This is a genomic window from Collinsella aerofaciens (genome assembly GCF_015670745.1).
GTDB classification, from domain to species: Bacteria; Actinomycetota; Coriobacteriia; order Coriobacteriales; family Coriobacteriaceae; genus Collinsella; species Collinsella aerofaciens_T.
This window is the reverse complement of sequence record NZ_JADPCH010000021.1, coordinates 1-16,062: the sequence shown is the minus strand read 5'-3', so window position 1 is coordinate 16,062 and position 16,062 is coordinate 1. Positions and strand designations below refer to the sequence as shown.

Genomic DNA, 16,062 nt, shown 5'->3' with positions numbered 1-16,062 from the left:
TTCTACACCTGTTGAATAGAAAATCGCGACGTGGGGAACAACGGAAACAATTCGGGGCCTTTGGGTTACGTTTCACCCTCCCCGACCCATACGTCAGCGCCTTTAGGCGATACTGGTCGTAACGATCAAGGCTTACGCCGCACGGAAAGGAGACATTATGGGCATCTTTAAGAATGATGACCAAAAATCGAGCCAGTTTGGATTTGACGAGAAAAGCATGGCAGGCAAGGCCGTCAAGGCCGTGCGCTGGATTTACGCCATCACGGGCGTCTTGGCGCTCGTCGCCGGCATCGCACTGCTGTTTGCGCCCGCCAAGTCCCTCGTCTTCCTAACGACCGTCTTGGGCTTCTACTTTGTGATCACGGCCGCGATCAGGCTGTTTACCGCTGTTTTCGAGCCACTGCTGCCCACCGGCTGGCGCGTGACGAACATCATCTCCAACCTACTCATTATCTTGGGCGGCGTCATAATCCTGCGCAACCAGGCCTTCTCGACCGCGACGCTCACCACGATGGTGGTTATCGTGGCCGGCTTTGGCTGGATCGTCGAAGGTGTCATGTCCATTCTGGAGTCCGAGCTTTCGTCCAACCGTGCCCTCGCCATCCTGAGCGGCGCGCTCTCCATCATCGCCGGCATGTTCGTGTTTATCTATCCGCTGTGGTCGGCCAAGATGCTCGTCATCTTTAGCGGCACCGCACTGCTGGTGTTTGGCGTAACGCTGATTGTTCGCGCTATTCAATTTGGCAAACTGGTGCACTAGATGCCGCGAACGCTCTTTATTGATGCAGACGCCTGCCCGGTCACGCGCGAGTCGATTGACTGCGCGCGGCGGGCGGGCGTCGCCGTCGTTATCGCCGGCAACAGCACACAGAACCTGGAACGCCACATTCGCCGCGACGATCCGCGCGACGTCGAGCATGCGCGACGCGGATTTTGGGTCACGACGCTCGATGTGAGCGTGGGCGCCGACAGCGCCGACTTTGCCATTGTCGAACGCCTGCAGGCGGGCGACGTAGTCGTGACGCAGGACATTGGCTTGGCGAGCATGGTGCTCGGGCGCGATGCCGCCGCCATCGGCGTGCGCGGGCGCGTCTACGATAAGGCGACCATCGACATGCAACTGTTTATTCGCCACGAGGAAAAGAAGGTGCACCGCGCCGGCGGTCGCACTCGCGGTCCGGCGGCATTTACCAGCGAAGACCGGGCCCGCTTTAAGCGCAACCTCACCGAGCTGCTGCGCTAACCAAGGTAGATTTTCGGGACATGCCCGGAAATCTACCTTTTTGTTTTGGCAGCGGAAATGCCCTGGTCACAGGGGTAGATCGTAAGACATGTCCCAATAATCTACTTAAAGGCCAACGGCGGAGAGGATGAGGCCCCAGCCGGCACCGATGACGTACATCATGATCAGGAACAGGACGTTTTCGCGGGCGCTGCGGTTGGTGCGGAACAGCACCAGGTAGCCCACACCAGCAGAGATGAGCGTGCCGGCGAGCATCGGGGCCAGCTGCAGCGCGCCTTCCAGGTACAGTTGTGTGATGACGACGCTGGCCGAGCAGTTGGGAATCAGGCCGACAAGCGCCGAACCCAGGACGGCGAGCGTCTCGTTGCCACGCAGGAACTGCTCGATCGCGGACTCGCCGAAGGTCTCGAGCACGGCGACCAGAATCAGCGTCACCAGAAAAATGAATACCGATACCTGCACGGTGTGCGAGATGGCGCTGCGAATAATCGACAGGAGGGGCGCGCCCTCGTGAGAGCGGGAGTGACCGTGGTCGTGCCCATGGCCGTGGTGGTGCTCATGCTCGCCTGCGTGACCGTGGTCATGGCTGTGTCCGTGGTCGCGCTCGTGTTCATCTTCATCATCATCGCAACCGCAATGGTCGCGCTCGCACAACTCGTGGATGTGGTCGGCGCTCACGCCCGCCTCGGCCACTTCATCAATGATGTCGCCCCCGGTATGGTCGTCGTGCGCGCAGTTCACATGAGCCGGATTGGCAGCGGTCCCCAGCACGGTACGGCGAATCGCCGCATGCGCGCGGGCATTACGACGAAGGCCGCGGATAGCCGCGTCCACGATAAAGCCCGTGACCAGCGCGATCAGTGCCTTCGAAGCCAAAAGCATCGCCATGGTCTGCACGGGCACCTGCTCGGCGAGCAACAGCGGCAGCATCTCATCGGAGGTCGAGAGGAACACGGCGACCAGCGTGCCCAGCGTCACGACACGGCCGGCGTACAGCGTTGCTGCCATGGCCGAAAATCCGCACTGCGGCACAATGCCCAGCAGCGAGCCAGCCACAGGACCCGCAGCGCCGGCGCGCTTGATAGCGCCGTTGACGCGGTCGCCCGCAACGTGCTCAAGTGTCTCGAGAGCAAGATACGTCACCAACAAAAACGGCGCCAGCGAGAGCGTGTCCTTGCCGGCGTCGAGCAGAATATCAATCAGCAAATCCATGACGGATGGAACCTTTCATGTCTTTCGGCAGCATTGTAAAAGTCCTAGCGGTCAACTAGGGTATTGTAGTTGTCCTAGGCGCGATGCCAATAGTTGCCCATGGTAAACTATCATCTCGCCACATCTCAATGAACCCGAGCCGCGCGGTGCGGCCCGTCCAAGGAGCAGTTATATGAACGTTTCACAAGCACTCGAATACGAGCGTCAGCCGTTTATCCCCATGTTTATCTATGGCGATCACGGCGCCATGGAGTCCGAGCGCCAGAAGGGCGAGGAGGCCCTTAAGGTGCTCGAAACCGAGTACTTTACCGCCGAGGGCGACCCCAGCTTCGACTTTGCCACCGTGCGCGACCTGGCTGACCGCAACCGCGACCTGTGCGACCAGATTGGCGAGGCGCGCCTGCGCAACGTGACGCCCGCGACGCTTTCGCGCGGCCTGTCCGATGCCGACACCTGCGCCGCCATCGGTAAGATGCAAAAGCGCACCGCCGCGTCGGTCATGCGCGAGATCCGCGGCGACCGCGACGCGCTCGGCGTGGCCTACGCCCGCAAGCCCATCCAGGGCACCGTGCTCGGTATCGACATCGAGACCACCGGCCGTGCACCCGAGCGCGGTTATATCATCAATGTGGGTTGGGAAATCATGGAGCTCACCAGCGACGCCGTCCCGCACGACGCCGAGGCACACTACTGCGGCCTGCCCGATATCTACCGCGGCGAGGATGTGCCGTTGTCGAATATCCACCACATCACCTGGGACGACATCGACGGCAAAAAGCCGTTCCGCGAGAACAAGGAACTGCAGAAGCAGCTGCTCAAGCTTATGAAGAAGTACCCGTACATGGCGCACAACGCCGCCTTTGAGGACAGTTGGTTCAAGATCCACCTGGACGGTTACGCCGAGGCACGCCGCGCCGGCAAGATCATCGTCATCGACTCGCGCCAGATCTGCCGCAGCCTGGATGCCGACGTCCGCTCGCTCCCCCGCGAATCCGCGCCCGCCGCGCTCGAGAACTGGGCGCGCCGCCGTGGAACCCTCGCCGCCGACGCCAACGAGCAGCATCTGGGCCTCGACGACACCGACCTCATGCTCCGCACGGTTCAGGCCGAGTTCAACCTCAAGAACCTATTCGCGAAATAACCGATCCATCTGCGGGAGCGCCTGCCAGGCACAGCGCAATCCGTCTGGGCACACCGACACGCAGTAAACTAGGGCGCAGCCTTATGGCTGCACCCTAGTTTTCATCAAAACGAGCAAATACGCGTGCTTCACATAGTCGGCAGGTTGGCCCACCTACATTTTTCGAGTTGTTCGGCCAGCTGAACCACTAGTCAAGGCCCCTTGAACCGCAATCGAAGCTAAAATCGCCTTAATTTCGCAACCAAGCCCCATAAATCTACCTGAATCAATTCGAATAGGACGTTGCGATCGCACCATTTGTATAGGATAAGGCCGAATAACTCAAATTATGTTGGTGAGGCATCTGAGCGGTCGGCAAAAACGCTTAGAAGCTACGAATCCGCAACTAAAGTTCATCAAAAAGGGGCAGCCGGCAGAAACCTCCCCAGCCAAAGCTGCTCCCTCAATACGACAGCTCAAAAACCCACCGTTCGCAGAAGATAAGCCGCGCCCCAATACCGTTGCCCGAAGTTTCGGGCGTATGCGGCGTCCGCTATGCCATCATGCGCGTATGGGAATCATTCTGTCACATACCACGGCACGCGCTGTATACCAAACAGCCAACTCGCTCGCAAGCTACGCGACCGGTCCCATACCTATGGAAAAGATCAGGGTGTCTGCGCCGACCACGTCCGACCTGGAAGCGGCACGAGCATGGCTCAACAGAAAGAATGTCGATTCTGAACGTATCCATGTGCTGACGTTTTCCAATAATGCCAAAAGGCACCGCAAGGGCTGCATCTGCCACTGCACGCGCTATACGTTTGATGCAGAAAGCTACCTAGAACTCGAGCCGAACGTCTACATCGTCGACATCAAGCTGTGCGCGTTAGAAGCAACAGCCGACCTCAACCTTTCGGAGCTCGTTGAGTATTACTTTGAAATCTGCGGCTCCTACGCGCTTGGAACGTCCGACGAAACTCAATATCGCGAGCGCCCAGCCCTAACCAGCGTTGAAGAGCTCAGAGCCTTCTTTTCAGAGGCACCGGGGTATCGTGGATCTAATAAAGCACTTAAGGCACTTTCTTATGTACACGAAGGCTGTCGCTCCCCACTCGAAACGGCGTTTGTCATGATGCTGACAATGCCCAAGTCAATGGGTGGCTTAGCCATACGCGCTATCAAAACGGATTATCCGATCCCAGTCCCCAAAAGATACGCCGCCCTAACGCGACGGACGGTTTTCTACCTCGACGCGCTGCTCGAAAATTCGATGACCGATATCGAATACAACGGCTTTTACCACGACGAACCCGAGCAGCAATCAATTGACGAGGAGCGCCGAAACACGCTGCGAAACATGGGATATGCCGTTATCACAGTTAATCGTCATTCGTTTTTCAAGCAGTCCGCTTTTAAACGGGTCATGGAAGCGATTCGCATTCGCGAGAAGATATGGCCCGGTCGACTCCCGGATAACTTCGCCATCCTGCAAGAAACTCTTCGTCAATTTGTCTTGCGGCGCTACTTCGAATACGGTCGCCGCGTCCTGGAGTCACTCAAAGAAGAAGAGGCCGCCAAGCGCGAAATTGCAAGCCAATATCCGCAAGCTGATGACCCGAGCATCAACGATGTGCCCGAACCCGACGACATGCAACACGTCGGGGCCCTTGCTGAGGAAATCAATGGGGCTTGGGAATGCGACATGTTCGCAAAAATCGATGAAAACCGCACGGAAGACGACACGATTATTGATCTAATTGAGAATTCGCTCTTCTAAAGGCGATCTCTGCGGATGTCCACCTACATTTTTCGACTTATTCGGCCACCGATGTGCCAGATTGGCTGCAGCAATGCTCAATATAACTTTAGATAAAACTGATTCTGCAGGAACTCCCGTAGAGGAAGAACTGATTCTCGCGGTATTTGACACGATAAAGTACAAATATGAACAGTTCTAATGCTTCTCAAGGTGGCTTTCTTAGCATGCTAGCCGAACATCTCGAAATATGTTGGCGAGCATTGCGTCGATGTCTCCCAACCCACAGAAAATCGCAGAGGCGGCAAGCAGTCATCGAAATTAACGCAAATTGTATTGACATATGAACATACACTCATATAATCGAAAGCAAGTTATATGAGCGCATGTTCATATGAAAGGATATTGCAATGAGCATCCGCGTTGATGAAACGAAACCCGACATCGAGGCCACCGAACCCGCGATCCCCACCACCTGCTCGCCCGAGGACCTTCCCGACGAGGAGCTTCTCTACGACCTCGCCGACCTGTTCAAGGTCTTCAGCGACACCACGCGCATCAAGATCCTTTACGCCCTCATGGGCCGCGAGCTCTGCGTGGCAGACATCGCCGAAGCGACCGAAACCTCGCAGTCCGCGGTGTCGCACCAGCTGCGCACACTCAAGCAGTCGCACCTGGTTAAATTCCGGCGCGACGGGCGCAATATCCTATACTCGCTCGCCGACGACCACGTCTACACCATGCTCAACCAGGGCATGAGCCACATCTGCGAATAGCGACCAACCACGGTACCAGCGCGGCCTGCACCCAAGCCGCAAATACGGGGAAAGGAATCCACCATGAAAAAGCAGTTCAAGCTCGACGAGATCGACTGCGCCAACTGCGCGCGTAAGCTTCAGGACGAGCTGGCCAAGCTCGAGGGCGTCAAGTCCGTTTCGGTCAACTTTATGACCCAGAAGCTAACGCTCGAGGCCGATGAAGCCGAGTTCGACGAGGTCCTCGACCGCGTTGTGGAGTTCACCGCCGACGCCGAGCCGGACTGCGAGATCATTCTCTAGCTCAGGTTTACGCCAACCCGCAAGGCCGCGCTTGCCGCGGCCTTTGCTCGCGAAATTGTATGAGCGAGTGTTCATACATTCAAATGGGAGGATACGAGTCATGGCCACCGCCGACCCCAAGAAGAAAAAGAAGAAGCGTAAGAAGAAAGAGTCGCTCGAGCATAAGCGCAACCGCATCCTGGTAGCGCTGGGCATTTTTGCCGTGGTGTACGCCCTCGATGAGCTCGGCACCCTCACCGCCGCATTCGGTACCCCGGGCGACATCTACGCCAGCTTTATGCTGTTCCTCATACCGTTTTTGATTGCCGGCTACGACGTGCTGCAAAAGGCATTCAATAACATCCGCCGCGGCAAGGCCTTCGATGAGAGCTTCCTTATGGCAGTCGCGACCATCGGCGCGTTTGCCATGGTGCTCTTCCCCGACACAGACCCGCACATGGCCGAAGGCGCCGCCGTCATGCTGTTCTACCAGGTCGGCGAGCTGTTCCAGGCATACGCCGTGGGCAAGAGCCGCAAGTCGATCAGCGCCATGATGGACATCGCGCCCGACTACGCTAACGTCGAGCAAGCCGACGGCTCACTCGAACAGGTCTTCCCCGATGACATCGCGGTCGGCACCGTGATCGTGGTCAAGCCCGGCGAGCGCGTGCCTATCGACGGCGTCATCGTCGAGGGCGAAACCCAGCTCGACACCGCCGCCCTTACCGGTGAGTCGGTCCCCCGCCCGGCCAAAACCGGAGACGATATCATCAGCGGCTGCATCAACATGACGGGGCTCATCCACGTGCGCACCACCAAGCCCTTTGGCGAGTCCACCGTCGCACGCGTCCTGGAACTCGTGGAGAATGCCAGCGAAAAGAAGGCACGCACCGAGAACTTCATCACGCGCTTTGCCCGCATCTACACGCCCGCCGTCACCGGCGCTGCCGCGGTGCTCGCGCTCGGCGGTGGCCTGGTCACCGGTGCCTGGTCCGACTGGATTCTGCGCGGCCTGACCTTCTTGGTCGTCAGCTGCCCGTGCGCGTTGGTGATCAGCGTGCCGCTCAGTTTCTTTGGCGGCATCGGCGGCGCGTCCAAGCTGGGCGTTCTCATCAAGGGTTCTAACTACCTCGAGACGCTCGCCGACGTGGACACCGTCGTCTTTGACAAGACGGGCACCCTCACCAACGGCACGTTCTCGGTGGTCGCGGTACACCCCGAGGCCGGCTATACCGAGCAGTCGTTGCTCGAAGTCGCAGCCCTTGCTGAGTCGTTCTCCGATCACCCCATCGCGCAGTCCGTACGTGTCGCCTACCAGGGCGAGGTCGACCCCAAGCGCGTAAGCGACTCCACCAACGACGCGGGCCATGGCGTGACGGCAACCATCGACGGCAAGCACGTCGTCGTTGGCAACGCAAAGATGCTCGCCGCGGCCGGAGTCGAAGCGCCCGATTGCGAGGTCATCGGAACGATTCTGCATGTGCTCGTTGATGGCGTGTACGCCGGCCACATCGTGATTGCAGACACCGTCAAGGCCGATGCTGAGCAAACGATTCGCGACCTGCACGCCGCCGGTGTCAAGCGCACCGTCATGCTCACGGGCGACCGCGAGGAGGTTGCGGCGTCTGTGGCCAAGCAACTCAGTCTCGACGAGTTCCACGCGCAGCTGCTGCCGGGCGACAAGGTCGAGCGTGTTGAAGCGCTGCTGGCAGCCGAATCGGGCAAGGGCAAGCTCGCCTTTGTCGGCGACGGCATCAACGATGCGCCCGTGCTCACCCGCGCAGACGTTGGCATTGCCATGGGCGCTATGGGTTCCGACGCCGCGATTGAGGCCGCCGACGTGGTGCTCATGGACGACAAACCGTCCAACATCTCCCGCGCGATCCGCGTGGCGCGCAAGACCATGTCGATTGTTTGGCAGAACATCATCTTTGCGCTGGGCATTAAGTTGCTGATTCTGGTGCTTGCGGCACTGGGCATCGCCAACATGTGGCTTGCCGTGTTCGGCGACGTAGGCGTGGCGATCATCGCCATCCTGAACGCCATGCGCGCGATGGGTGTCAAGAACCTGTAGCGTTTGTGGTCTGTCCGGTCGGGGCCGGGCTTGGTTTTGAAAACGTCCTCGCGCATGAGGCCCGTCTTTCCTGCTCCTGCGGAGCAACGGAAAGACGGGCCTCGCGCTGCGGAGTGTTTTCAAAACCAAGCCCGGCCCCGACCTGCGTTGACACAGCTGGCGGTTCTTGGGCATCGCTTGCTGGTGGGGTTCCTTGTCTGAGTTGGACTTAGTTGGTGGGACCACTCGTCTCGGTCGCTGTCCCGCACCGTTCCGGCGCGGGAGGCGCGCCGTTGCGGGAGTGCTAGTCGGTCATTGTTGGCGCCGAAGCACCGTCCCGCCCCAGCATCGATCTTAGCTTCTCAAAGCTTTCCTCGCTCAGGCAGTGCTCCATGTGGCAGCCCTCTTGCGACGCCACCTCGGCCGATACGCCTGCATCCTCCAAAAGCCCCACGAAAAAGCAGTGGCGCTCCCACATTTGGCGCGCGACCTCCAGACCGCGCTCTGTCAGATGAACATCTCGTTTGCCCATTTCGACATAGCCGTTGCTTTCCAGCGTCGCCATGGCCTTGGAAACGCTCGCCTTGGTTACGCCGAGGTGCTCCGCAACGTCGATCGAGCGCACGATGCCCTGACGTTCCGACAGAACGTAGATCGATTCGAGATAGTCTTCTCCGGATTCACGTAGGGCCATGGGCCGCCTTTCGCGATGATTGCTAGTTAGCCTTTGGATACTTTCCACGGCTAACTTTACCGCAAAAGTTGCCCATGTCTTACTACTTTGTCTAAAAGTTAGCCGTGTTTCACAAAACGTGCGGGACGAAAACAAAATGGGGACGCCCCGCAAGGAGTGTCCCCCAGCTGCCGGCAGAAAAGGAGCATCCCTAAGTGCCGAGCCGCAGTTATAACAGTCCAAAGTGCTTCGCGGCGTTGTAGATTCCGTCGTCGTCCACGGCGGTCGTCACATAGGTCGCCGCAGCTTTCACCGTGTCCTGTGCGTTACCCATGGCCACGCTCGTGCCCACGGCGGAAAACATCGATAGGTCGTTCTCGCCGTCGCCAAAGGCGATCGCCTCGCTCGCGTCGATATCCAGACGCTCCAGCGTCGCCGCCACACCCAGGTCCTTGCCGCCGTTAGCGGGAATAATGTCGCAGAACAGGTCGCACCAGCGCGTGGTGAGCGAATGCGACACGGCATCGGTCACGACATGCTCGCCGGCCGGATCAACAAAGGCGCAAAACTGGTAGACCGGTGCGTCAAAGGCGTGCTCAAACGACTCCTCGTGATAGACGATTCCCGCGTTGCTGCCAGCCGTCACCACGCGCTCGGACAGGCGGTTCACAAACGAGTTCTCGCCCTGCATGCACAGCGAGTCATAGCACCCCTGCGCCACCTGGTCCACGATCACCGCAACGTCGTCTGGATCGATCGGACAGCTGCGGTAAACCCCCTCGGCATCAAAGCAGTGCTGACCCGAGAGCGTAATGTACGCATCCCAACCCAGGTCGAACAGCCAATCCGGCATCTGGTAGGTCGGGCGACCCGTGGCGATTACGCACGCGATCCCCTGCTCGCGAAAGCTGTCGAGCACCCGCTGCGCCGACGCCGGAATCTGGTGGGTCTTAAAACTCAGCAGCGTGCCGTCGATATCGAAAAATGCGGCTTTGATCATTCTCGCCTACTCCTCGCCCTCGAGCTTTTCGCTCGCCTCGAGCCACGCCATCTCCAGCTCGTCCATGGCAGCGTGAGCCTCGTCGATCTTTGCCTGCTGCTCGCCGAGCGCCGTGTAGTTGGTGGGATCGACTTGGGCCATTGCTGCCTCGGCCTCCTCAACGCGGGTGCGCTGCGTTTCCATCTTGCGCTCGAGCGAACTCACCTCGCGGCGGAGCTTCTGGCGCTCGGCGTTGGACAGGCCGTTGGGCTGACCGCTCGACTTGGGCTTTTCGGCCGCAGCTGCCGCGGCACCGGTGTCGAACGTGCCGGTCTTGGCGCTCGGCGCGCCCACGGGCTCGCCCTCGGCGGTAGCGTTGCACAGGCGCAGGTACTGGTCCACGCCACCGGGCATATGCGTCAGGTGGCCGTCGAGCAGCGCCCACTGCTGGTCGGTCACGCGCTCCATCAAAAAGCGGTCATGCGTCACCAGGATCAGCGTGCCGGGCCAGCCGTCCAGCAGGTCCTCGACAATCGCGAGCATGTCGGTATCCAGGTCGTTGCCCGGCTCGTCCAGGATGAGCACGTTGGGCTCGTCCAGAATCGTCAGCAACAGCGACAGGCGACGGCGCTGGCCGCCCGAAAGATCGCCGATGCGGCTCCAGAGCTGCTGCGTCGTAAAGCCCAGACGTTCGCAGAGCTTCTCGGGCGAAGTCTCCTTGCCGTCGATGACGTAGTACTTCTTATAGTTGCCGAGCACCTCGCGGATCGTGTCGCCCATGTAGGGCTTGAGCTCCTCGAGCTGCTGCGACAGCACGCCAAAGCGCACTGTCTGGCCAATCTTCACGCGGCCGCGCGTGGGTTCAATCTTGCCCTGGATCACGTCGAGCAGCGTCGACTTACCGGCGCCGTTCTCGCCCAAAAGGCCATAGCGGTCGCCCGCACCAATGAGCCAGGTCACATCGGTGAGCACCTGCTTGGGCGCGCCGTCGGTATCGGCATAGCCGGCATCCACGTCGACCACATCGATAACCTGCTTGCCCAAGCGGCTCACGGCCAGGCGCTTGAGCTCCAGCTCGTCACGCACGGGCGGCACGTCGGCGATCAGCTCACGAGCGGCATCCACGCGAAACTTGGGCTTGGTGGAACGAGCCTGGGCACCGCGGCTCAGCCACGCGAGCTCCTTGCGCGCCATGTTGCGACGGCGCTCCTCGGTAACGGCGGCCATGCGGTCGCGCTCCACGCGCTGCAGGATGTATGCCGAATAGCCGCCCTCGAAGGGATCGACCTGGCCGTCGTGGACCTCCCACATGCTGGTGCAGACCTCGTCCAAGAACCAGCGGTCGTGCGTGACCACGAGCATGGCACCCTGGCCGCGCTGCCAGCGGGCCTTTAAGTGACGCGCGAGCCAGTTGATGGTGCGCATATCCAGGTGGTTGGTGGGCTCGTCGAGCATGAGCACGTCGTAATCGCCGATCAGCAAGCGCGCGAGGTCCACGCGACGGCGCTGACCGCCCGAAAGCTCGCCCACCGTGCCCTCCCAGGGCACATCGCTGATGAGGCCGGCGAGGATCTGGCGCGTGCGGGGGCTCGACGCCCACTCGTACTCGGGGGCGTCGCCCACAACGGCATGATGCACGGTATCAGTATCGACCAGGTTGTCCTTTTGGCCGAGCAGACCGATCGTCGTGCCGCGGCGGTGCGTCACGCGTCCGTCATCGGGCTCCAGCGTGCCGGCGAGCACGCTCAGCAGCGTCGACTTGCCGTCGCCGTTTTTACCGACAATACCAATACGGTCGCCCTCGCCCACGCCGAGCGTCACGCTATCGAAAATATGCTTGGTGGGAAACTCTAGGCTGACGGAATCGCATCCCAAAAGAATCGCCATATGCCCTGCTCCTTCGTAGAAATTCAACGTTGTCCATAATAGCAGCGAAAAGGCGGGCCGCACACGACACAAAAAGGCGGGCCATCTCCCAAAAGAGATGACCCGCCTCTCCAATCAGTCCCGTGGCAACCGTGGCCGCCGCGGGCCTCAAGCATGTCCCGGACTAGGAGAACATGCCGGTGAGGTAATCATTCAGCCGCTTATCCTTGGGCCGTTGGAAAATCTCGTCAGTCTCGTCGTACTCGACCATATCGCCCATGTAGAAGAACGCCGTGCGGTTGGACACACGCGACGCCTGCTCCATGTTGTGCGTCACGATGACGATGGCGCGGTCGGCAACGATCGATGACATCAGGTCCTCGATCGCCAGCGTCGAGATGGGGTCGAGCGCCGAGCAGGGCTCGTCGAACAAGATCACGTCGGGGTTGAGCGCCAGCGTGCGCGCGATGCACAGGCGCTGCTGCTGACCGCCCGAAAGCGCATAGGCGCTCTTGTCGAGCTTGTCCTTGACCTCGTCCCACAGCGCCGCGCCGCGCAGGCTCTCCTCGACCAGGCGGTCGAGTTCGTCGCGGTCGGTGATGCCGTGGCGCCTAGGCGCAAACGTGATGTTGTCGCGAATGGACTTGCGAAACGGGTTGGGCTGCTGGAACACCATGCCAATGGAGCGACGCAACTCGTAGGTGTTCTCGGTCTTGGTGTTCACGTTGCGCCCGCGATAGTTGATCTCGCCCTCCACGCGGCAGCCGCGAATCTCGCGATTCATAAGGTTGAGGCTACGCAAGAAGGTCGACTTGCCGCAACCCGAAGGCCCGATGAGCGCCGTGATCTCGCCCTTGTGGAAGTCGAGCGACGTATTGTGCAGTGCATGGTGGTCGCCATAGTACACGTTGACGTCCTTGGTGGAGAGCACAACCTCGTCGCTCACGGCCTTGCCGCTCACGCGCACGCGCTTCTCGCTCTCCCCCACGCTCGACAGGAAGTCCCGGGTGTCGGACGATGCCGCTTCGGTTGCGGGCGTTACATTCATCTCGCTCATTCGGCCGTCATCTTCCTTGCCAGTTGCTTGCCCACAATGCGGGCGATTACGTTAAACAGCAGCACGCAAATCATCAGCAGTGCAGCGGTGCCCCAGACGATCTGCTGGGCCTCGGGGCTGCCCTCGCCATAGATCTTGTAGATGTGCACGGCGAGCGACTCGCCGGGACGGAACACGTTCCAAGCGCAGGTGGGGCTCGACAGGTTAAAGCTCAAGAAGTTCAGGCGAACCGGCGAGCTCATACCCGAGGTAAAAAGCAGTGCTGCGGCCTCGCCAAACACGCGACCGGCCGAAAGCACGATGCCCGTCACGATGGCAGGCATGGCCTCGGGGATCAGGATGTGCAGCGTGGCCTCCCAGCGAGTGAGGCCCATGGCCAGGCACGCATCGCGCTGGGCCTGCGGCACGTCCTCGAGCGCCTGCTGGATCACGCGCACCAGGATGGGGATGTTGAACATGGTGAGCGCGACGGCGCCGGAGATGATGGAGTACTTCCAGCCCAGCTGCACCGAGAACACCAGAAAACCGAACATGCCGACGACGATGGAAGGCAGCGAGGACAACGTCTCGATGGCGGTGGAGGCGATGTCGCGGATGGGTCCGTCCGGCGCGTACTCAACCAAAAAGACCGCTCCGCCCAGACTGATGGGCACCGAGATGATCAGGGTGATCAGCAGCAGGTAGAACGAGTCGAACAGCTGGTAGAGCACGCCGCCCTGCGTTCCGTTGGCGCGCGACGGCTCCGTGAGAAAGCCCGGCTGGAACAGCGTCGAGACGCCCTCAAACAGGATATAGGCCACCATGGAGACGACGATGAGCATGACGATGGCGACGATCGCCGTCAGCACGCCCGTGGCGATGCGGTCCTGCTTTTGGACGCGCCCGAGTCTCGCCTCGTCAATGTGGATGCGCGTGCTAGCCACGAGCCTTCGCCCCCTTGCGGCCAATGAGATGGATGATCAGGATGAAGATGAGGCTCATGCCCATCAGCAGCAGACCGAGCGCCCACAGAACATCGTCCTGGGCCGAGCCCTCGGCATAGACCGCCATGGACGTGGTGAGCGTGGTGGTGATGGTCGAGGCCGGCGACAGCAGCGACGTCGGCATGGCCTCGATACCGCCGATGACCATGCGCACGGCGAGCGTCTCGCCAAAGGCGCGGGTCATACCCAGAATGACCGCAGTCATGAGCGACGGCATGGCGGACTTGAGCACCACGTGCCAGATGGTCTGCCAGCGGGTGTAGCCCAGCGCGAGCGAGCCCTGGCGGTAGCTGTCGGGCACGGCGCGCAGGCCGTCGACCGAAAGCGTGGTCATGGTCGGCAGGATCATGACGGCCAGCACGATGGCGCCGGGAAGGATACCCAGACCCGTGCTCACGTGGAAAACGCTCTTCATAAGGCCGACGACCACGTGAAAGCCGATCAGGCCAAAGACGACCGAGGGAATACCGGTCAAAAGCTCAATAAGCGGCTGAAAGACCTTGGAGCCAAACTTAGGCTGAATCTCGACCGCAAAGATGGCAGAGCCGATGGCGATGGGCAGTGCGATGAGCGTGGAGAGCACCATGACCGCAAACGAGGTGACGATCAGGGGCAGGGCGCCAGTGTAGGGCAGGCCGTTTTCGGCCGTGTTGGCCAGGTCCCACTTGGTACCGGTAAAAAACTCGACGATCGAGACGCCGTCCTTGAAAAAAGCCGAGAGGCCCTTTTGGGCGACCATAAAGATGAGCGCGGCAACGACAAGCGTCACGAGCGCTACGCACGCGCCCGTGACGCCCAGGCCCGCATTCTCAAGGTCGCGCTTTGGCAGCTGTTTTGCCATTGCAAACCTTTCCGGGGGCGATTACTTATTTAGCGGAAACCTTGCCGCTGGCGTCCTTGACGACCTTCATGGCAGAGACGGGGATGAAGCCCTGCTCCTCGACGAGCTTGCCCTGGACATCGTCGGAGAGCATGAAGTCGAGGAAAGCCTTGGTGGCCTCGTAGGCGTCCTTGGAGCAGTACATGTGCTCGGTAGCCCAGATCTTGAAGGAGTCGTCGGTGACGTTCTCGCTCTTGGGCTCCACGCCCTCGACCTTGATGGCGTTGAACTTAGAGTCATCGAAGTGCGAGAAGTCGAGGTAGGAGATGGCGTTGTCGGTGCTGGCGATCTGAGTCTGGACGTCGCCGGACTTGTCGAGCTCGGCGTCGCCCTTAAAGTCGACGGCCTCGTCGCCAAAGACGGCGGCCTCGAAGGTAGCACGGGAGCCGGAGCCAGCCTTACGGTTGAGGACGACGATGGTGGCGTCGTCGCCGCCGACCTCCTTCCAGTTGGTGATCTGGCCGGAGAAGATACCCTTGAGCTGCTCGAGGGACAGGTCGTCGACCTTGACGTTCTTGGAGACGACGGGGCCCATGCCCACGACGGCGACCTCGTGGTCGACGAGGTTCTTGACCTGGTCGGCCTCGAGCTTGGTCTCGGCGAAGACGTCGGAGTTACCGATGGTGACGGTGCCGGCGGCGACAGCGGTCAGGCCCTTGCCCGAACCGTTGCCCGAACCGGAGATGGAGACGTCGGGGTTGGCGTCCATGAACTTCTCGGCGGCAGCCTCGACGAGGGCCTGGAACGAAGAGGCGCCGTCGTAGGTCACCTCGCCGGAGACGGACTCGGCAGCAGCGGCGCTACCCTTGTCGGCGGCGTCGGATGCGCCGGAGCCGCCGCAACCAACGAGGCCGAGACCGACGATGCTGGCAAGACCACCAGCGAGGCCGAGGAACTGACGACGAGAATAAGCCTGATCGAGCATGATCTTCCTTTCATACATGCGACTCGCGGGCACCCTGCCCGCTTTGCTGTTTGGAAAGATACGGCCCCGACCGGGCAGCACCAGCGCCAACTGCGGTTTTTTACGGGCATCTGATAGACCCTTACCGCAAGCGCAGCACGGCCTTTACAAACGGATAACAATCCAGCGCCGAACATGGCGCACCTTTTACACCAAAGGAACGTCCATTACAGTCGAAATTGTCAGCCTGGGACCATCTCGGGCTACGATTGAGGCGCGCCCAGAACGGGCCGCCG

Annotated in this window: 15 protein-coding genes; 7 read left to right on the top strand and 8 right to left on the bottom strand. The window is 60.5% G+C overall.

Annotated elements, in window-relative coordinates; genetic code table 11:
* The first annotated feature begins 157 nt into the window (after nucleotides 1-157).
* Together I4W07_RS07795 and I4W07_RS07790 are read left to right on the top strand one after the other, a co-directional pair.
* On the top strand, nucleotides 158-760 hold the full coding sequence (locus I4W07_RS07795) for an HdeD family acid-resistance protein (RefSeq protein WP_196026235.1): 603 nt from the start codon (nucleotides 158-160) through the stop codon (nucleotides 758-760).
* On the top strand, nucleotides 761-1,243 hold the full coding sequence (locus tag I4W07_RS07790) for a YaiI/YqxD family protein (protein WP_196026233.1): 483 nt from the start codon (nucleotides 761-763) through the stop codon (nucleotides 1,241-1,243).
* Nucleotides 1,244-1,348: 105 nt separating this feature from the next.
* On the opposite strand, the gene I4W07_RS07785 is transcribed toward I4W07_RS07790, so the two are convergent.
* The gene (locus I4W07_RS07785) at nucleotides 1,349-2,455 is read right to left on the bottom strand and encodes a putative manganese transporter (protein WP_196026231.1); all 1,107 of its coding nucleotides are present in this window, start codon (nucleotides 2,453-2,455) and stop codon (nucleotides 1,349-1,351) included.
* 172 nt (nucleotides 2,456-2,627) lie between these two features.
* Here I4W07_RS07785 and I4W07_RS07780 point away from each other — a divergent pair, with 172 nt between their 5' ends.
* The 5 genes from I4W07_RS07780 to I4W07_RS07760 all read left to right on the top strand — a co-directional run bounded on the left by I4W07_RS07780 (nucleotide 2,628) and on the right by I4W07_RS07760 (nucleotide 8,445).
* On the top strand, nucleotides 2,628-3,596 hold the full coding sequence (locus I4W07_RS07780) for a 3'-5' exonuclease (RefSeq protein ID WP_006235437.1): 969 nt from the start codon (nucleotides 2,628-2,630) through the stop codon (nucleotides 3,594-3,596).
* A gap of 637 nt (nucleotides 3,597-4,233) precedes the next feature.
* Nucleotides 4,234-5,355, top strand: coding sequence for a hypothetical protein (locus I4W07_RS07775; protein ID WP_196026229.1), 1,122 nt, complete (start codon nucleotides 4,234-4,236; stop codon nucleotides 5,353-5,355).
* A 389-nt stretch (nucleotides 5,356-5,744) separates the two neighbouring features.
* Nucleotides 5,745-6,110, top strand: coding sequence for an ArsR/SmtB family transcription factor (locus I4W07_RS07770; RefSeq protein WP_055285819.1), 366 nt, complete (start codon nucleotides 5,745-5,747; stop codon nucleotides 6,108-6,110).
* 63 nt (nucleotides 6,111-6,173) lie between these two features.
* A complete protein-coding gene (locus tag I4W07_RS07765; RefSeq protein WP_117735568.1) occupies nucleotides 6,174-6,392 on the top strand; it encodes a cation transporter in 219 nt (72 codons plus the stop codon).
* A 100-nt stretch (nucleotides 6,393-6,492) separates the two neighbouring features.
* On the top strand, nucleotides 6,493-8,445 hold the full coding sequence (locus tag I4W07_RS07760; RefSeq protein WP_196026227.1) for a heavy metal translocating P-type ATPase: 1,953 nt from the start codon (nucleotides 6,493-6,495) through the stop codon (nucleotides 8,443-8,445).
* A 283-nt stretch (nucleotides 8,446-8,728) separates the two neighbouring features.
* On the opposite strand, the gene I4W07_RS07755 is transcribed toward I4W07_RS07760, so the two are convergent.
* From I4W07_RS07755 to I4W07_RS07725, 7 genes are all read right to left on the bottom strand, one after another.
* Nucleotides 8,729-9,118: a metal-dependent transcriptional regulator gene (locus I4W07_RS07755; RefSeq protein WP_196026226.1), complete on the bottom strand. Its 390-nt coding sequence runs from the start codon at nucleotides 9,116-9,118 to the stop codon at nucleotides 8,729-8,731.
* 208 nt (nucleotides 9,119-9,326) lie between these two features.
* Nucleotides 9,327-10,097, bottom strand: a complete 771-nt coding sequence (locus I4W07_RS07750) for a Cof-type HAD-IIB family hydrolase (protein ID WP_196026225.1) — start codon at nucleotides 10,095-10,097, stop codon at nucleotides 9,327-9,329.
* A gap of 6 nt (nucleotides 10,098-10,103) precedes the next feature.
* Nucleotides 10,104-11,963, bottom strand: coding sequence for an ABC-F family ATP-binding cassette domain-containing protein (locus tag I4W07_RS07745; RefSeq protein WP_195502717.1), 1,860 nt, complete (start codon nucleotides 11,961-11,963; stop codon nucleotides 10,104-10,106).
* Nucleotides 11,964-12,126: 163 nt separating this feature from the next.
* On the bottom strand, nucleotides 12,127-12,999 hold the full coding sequence (gene pstB / locus I4W07_RS07740) for a phosphate ABC transporter ATP-binding protein PstB (protein ID WP_196026223.1): 873 nt from the start codon (nucleotides 12,997-12,999) through the stop codon (nucleotides 12,127-12,129).
* Nucleotides 12,996-13,922, bottom strand: a complete 927-nt coding sequence (pstA, locus tag I4W07_RS07735) for a phosphate ABC transporter permease PstA (protein ID WP_196026221.1) — start codon at nucleotides 13,920-13,922, stop codon at nucleotides 12,996-12,998. The genes pstB and pstA overlap by 4 nt, the downstream gene beginning before the upstream one ends.
* Nucleotides 13,915-14,823 carry a phosphate ABC transporter permease subunit PstC gene (gene pstC / locus I4W07_RS07730; RefSeq protein WP_196026220.1) on the bottom strand — a complete coding sequence of 303 codons (909 nt, stop codon included), beginning with the start codon at nucleotides 14,821-14,823 and terminating at the stop codon, nucleotides 13,915-13,917. Before pstC ends, pstA begins: the two co-directional genes overlap by 8 nt.
* A 25-nt stretch (nucleotides 14,824-14,848) precedes the next feature.
* A complete protein-coding gene (locus tag I4W07_RS07725) occupies nucleotides 14,849-15,787 on the bottom strand; it encodes a phosphate ABC transporter substrate-binding protein (RefSeq protein WP_196026218.1) in 939 nt (312 codons plus the stop codon).
* Nucleotides 15,788-16,062 lie beyond the last annotated feature (275 nt).

Coding starts and splice junctions, on each gene's coding strand:
- I4W07_RS07795 (WP_196026235.1), top strand. CDS start 158: ATGGGCATCTTTAAGAATGATGACCAAAAATCGAGCCAGTTTGGATTT.
- I4W07_RS07790 (WP_196026233.1), top strand. CDS start 761: ATGCCGCGAACGCTCTTTATTGATGCAGACGCCTGCCCGGTCACGCGC.
- I4W07_RS07785 (WP_196026231.1), bottom strand. CDS start 2,455: ATGGATTTGCTGATTGATATTCTGCTCGACGCCGGCAAGGACACGCTC.
- I4W07_RS07780 (WP_006235437.1), top strand. CDS start 2,628: ATGAACGTTTCACAAGCACTCGAATACGAGCGTCAGCCGTTTATCCCC.
- I4W07_RS07775 (WP_196026229.1), top strand. CDS start 4,234: ATGGAAAAGATCAGGGTGTCTGCGCCGACCACGTCCGACCTGGAAGCG.
- I4W07_RS07770 (WP_055285819.1), top strand. CDS start 5,745: ATGAGCATCCGCGTTGATGAAACGAAACCCGACATCGAGGCCACCGAA.
- I4W07_RS07765 (WP_117735568.1), top strand. CDS start 6,174: ATGAAAAAGCAGTTCAAGCTCGACGAGATCGACTGCGCCAACTGCGCG.
- I4W07_RS07760 (WP_196026227.1), top strand. CDS start 6,493: ATGGCCACCGCCGACCCCAAGAAGAAAAAGAAGAAGCGTAAGAAGAAA.
- I4W07_RS07755 (WP_196026226.1), bottom strand. CDS start 9,118: ATGGCCCTACGTGAATCCGGAGAAGACTATCTCGAATCGATCTACGTT.
- I4W07_RS07750 (WP_196026225.1), bottom strand. CDS start 10,097: ATGATCAAAGCCGCATTTTTCGATATCGACGGCACGCTGCTGAGTTTT.
- I4W07_RS07745 (WP_195502717.1), bottom strand. CDS start 11,963: ATGGCGATTCTTTTGGGATGCGATTCCGTCAGCCTAGAGTTTCCCACC.
- pstB (WP_196026223.1), bottom strand. CDS start 12,999: ATGAGCGAGATGAATGTAACGCCCGCAACCGAAGCGGCATCGTCCGAC.
- pstC (WP_196026220.1), bottom strand. CDS start 14,823: ATGGCAAAACAGCTGCCAAAGCGCGACCTTGAGAATGCGGGCCTGGGC.
- I4W07_RS07725 (WP_196026218.1), bottom strand. CDS start 15,787: ATGCTCGATCAGGCTTATTCTCGTCGTCAGTTCCTCGGCCTCGCTGGT.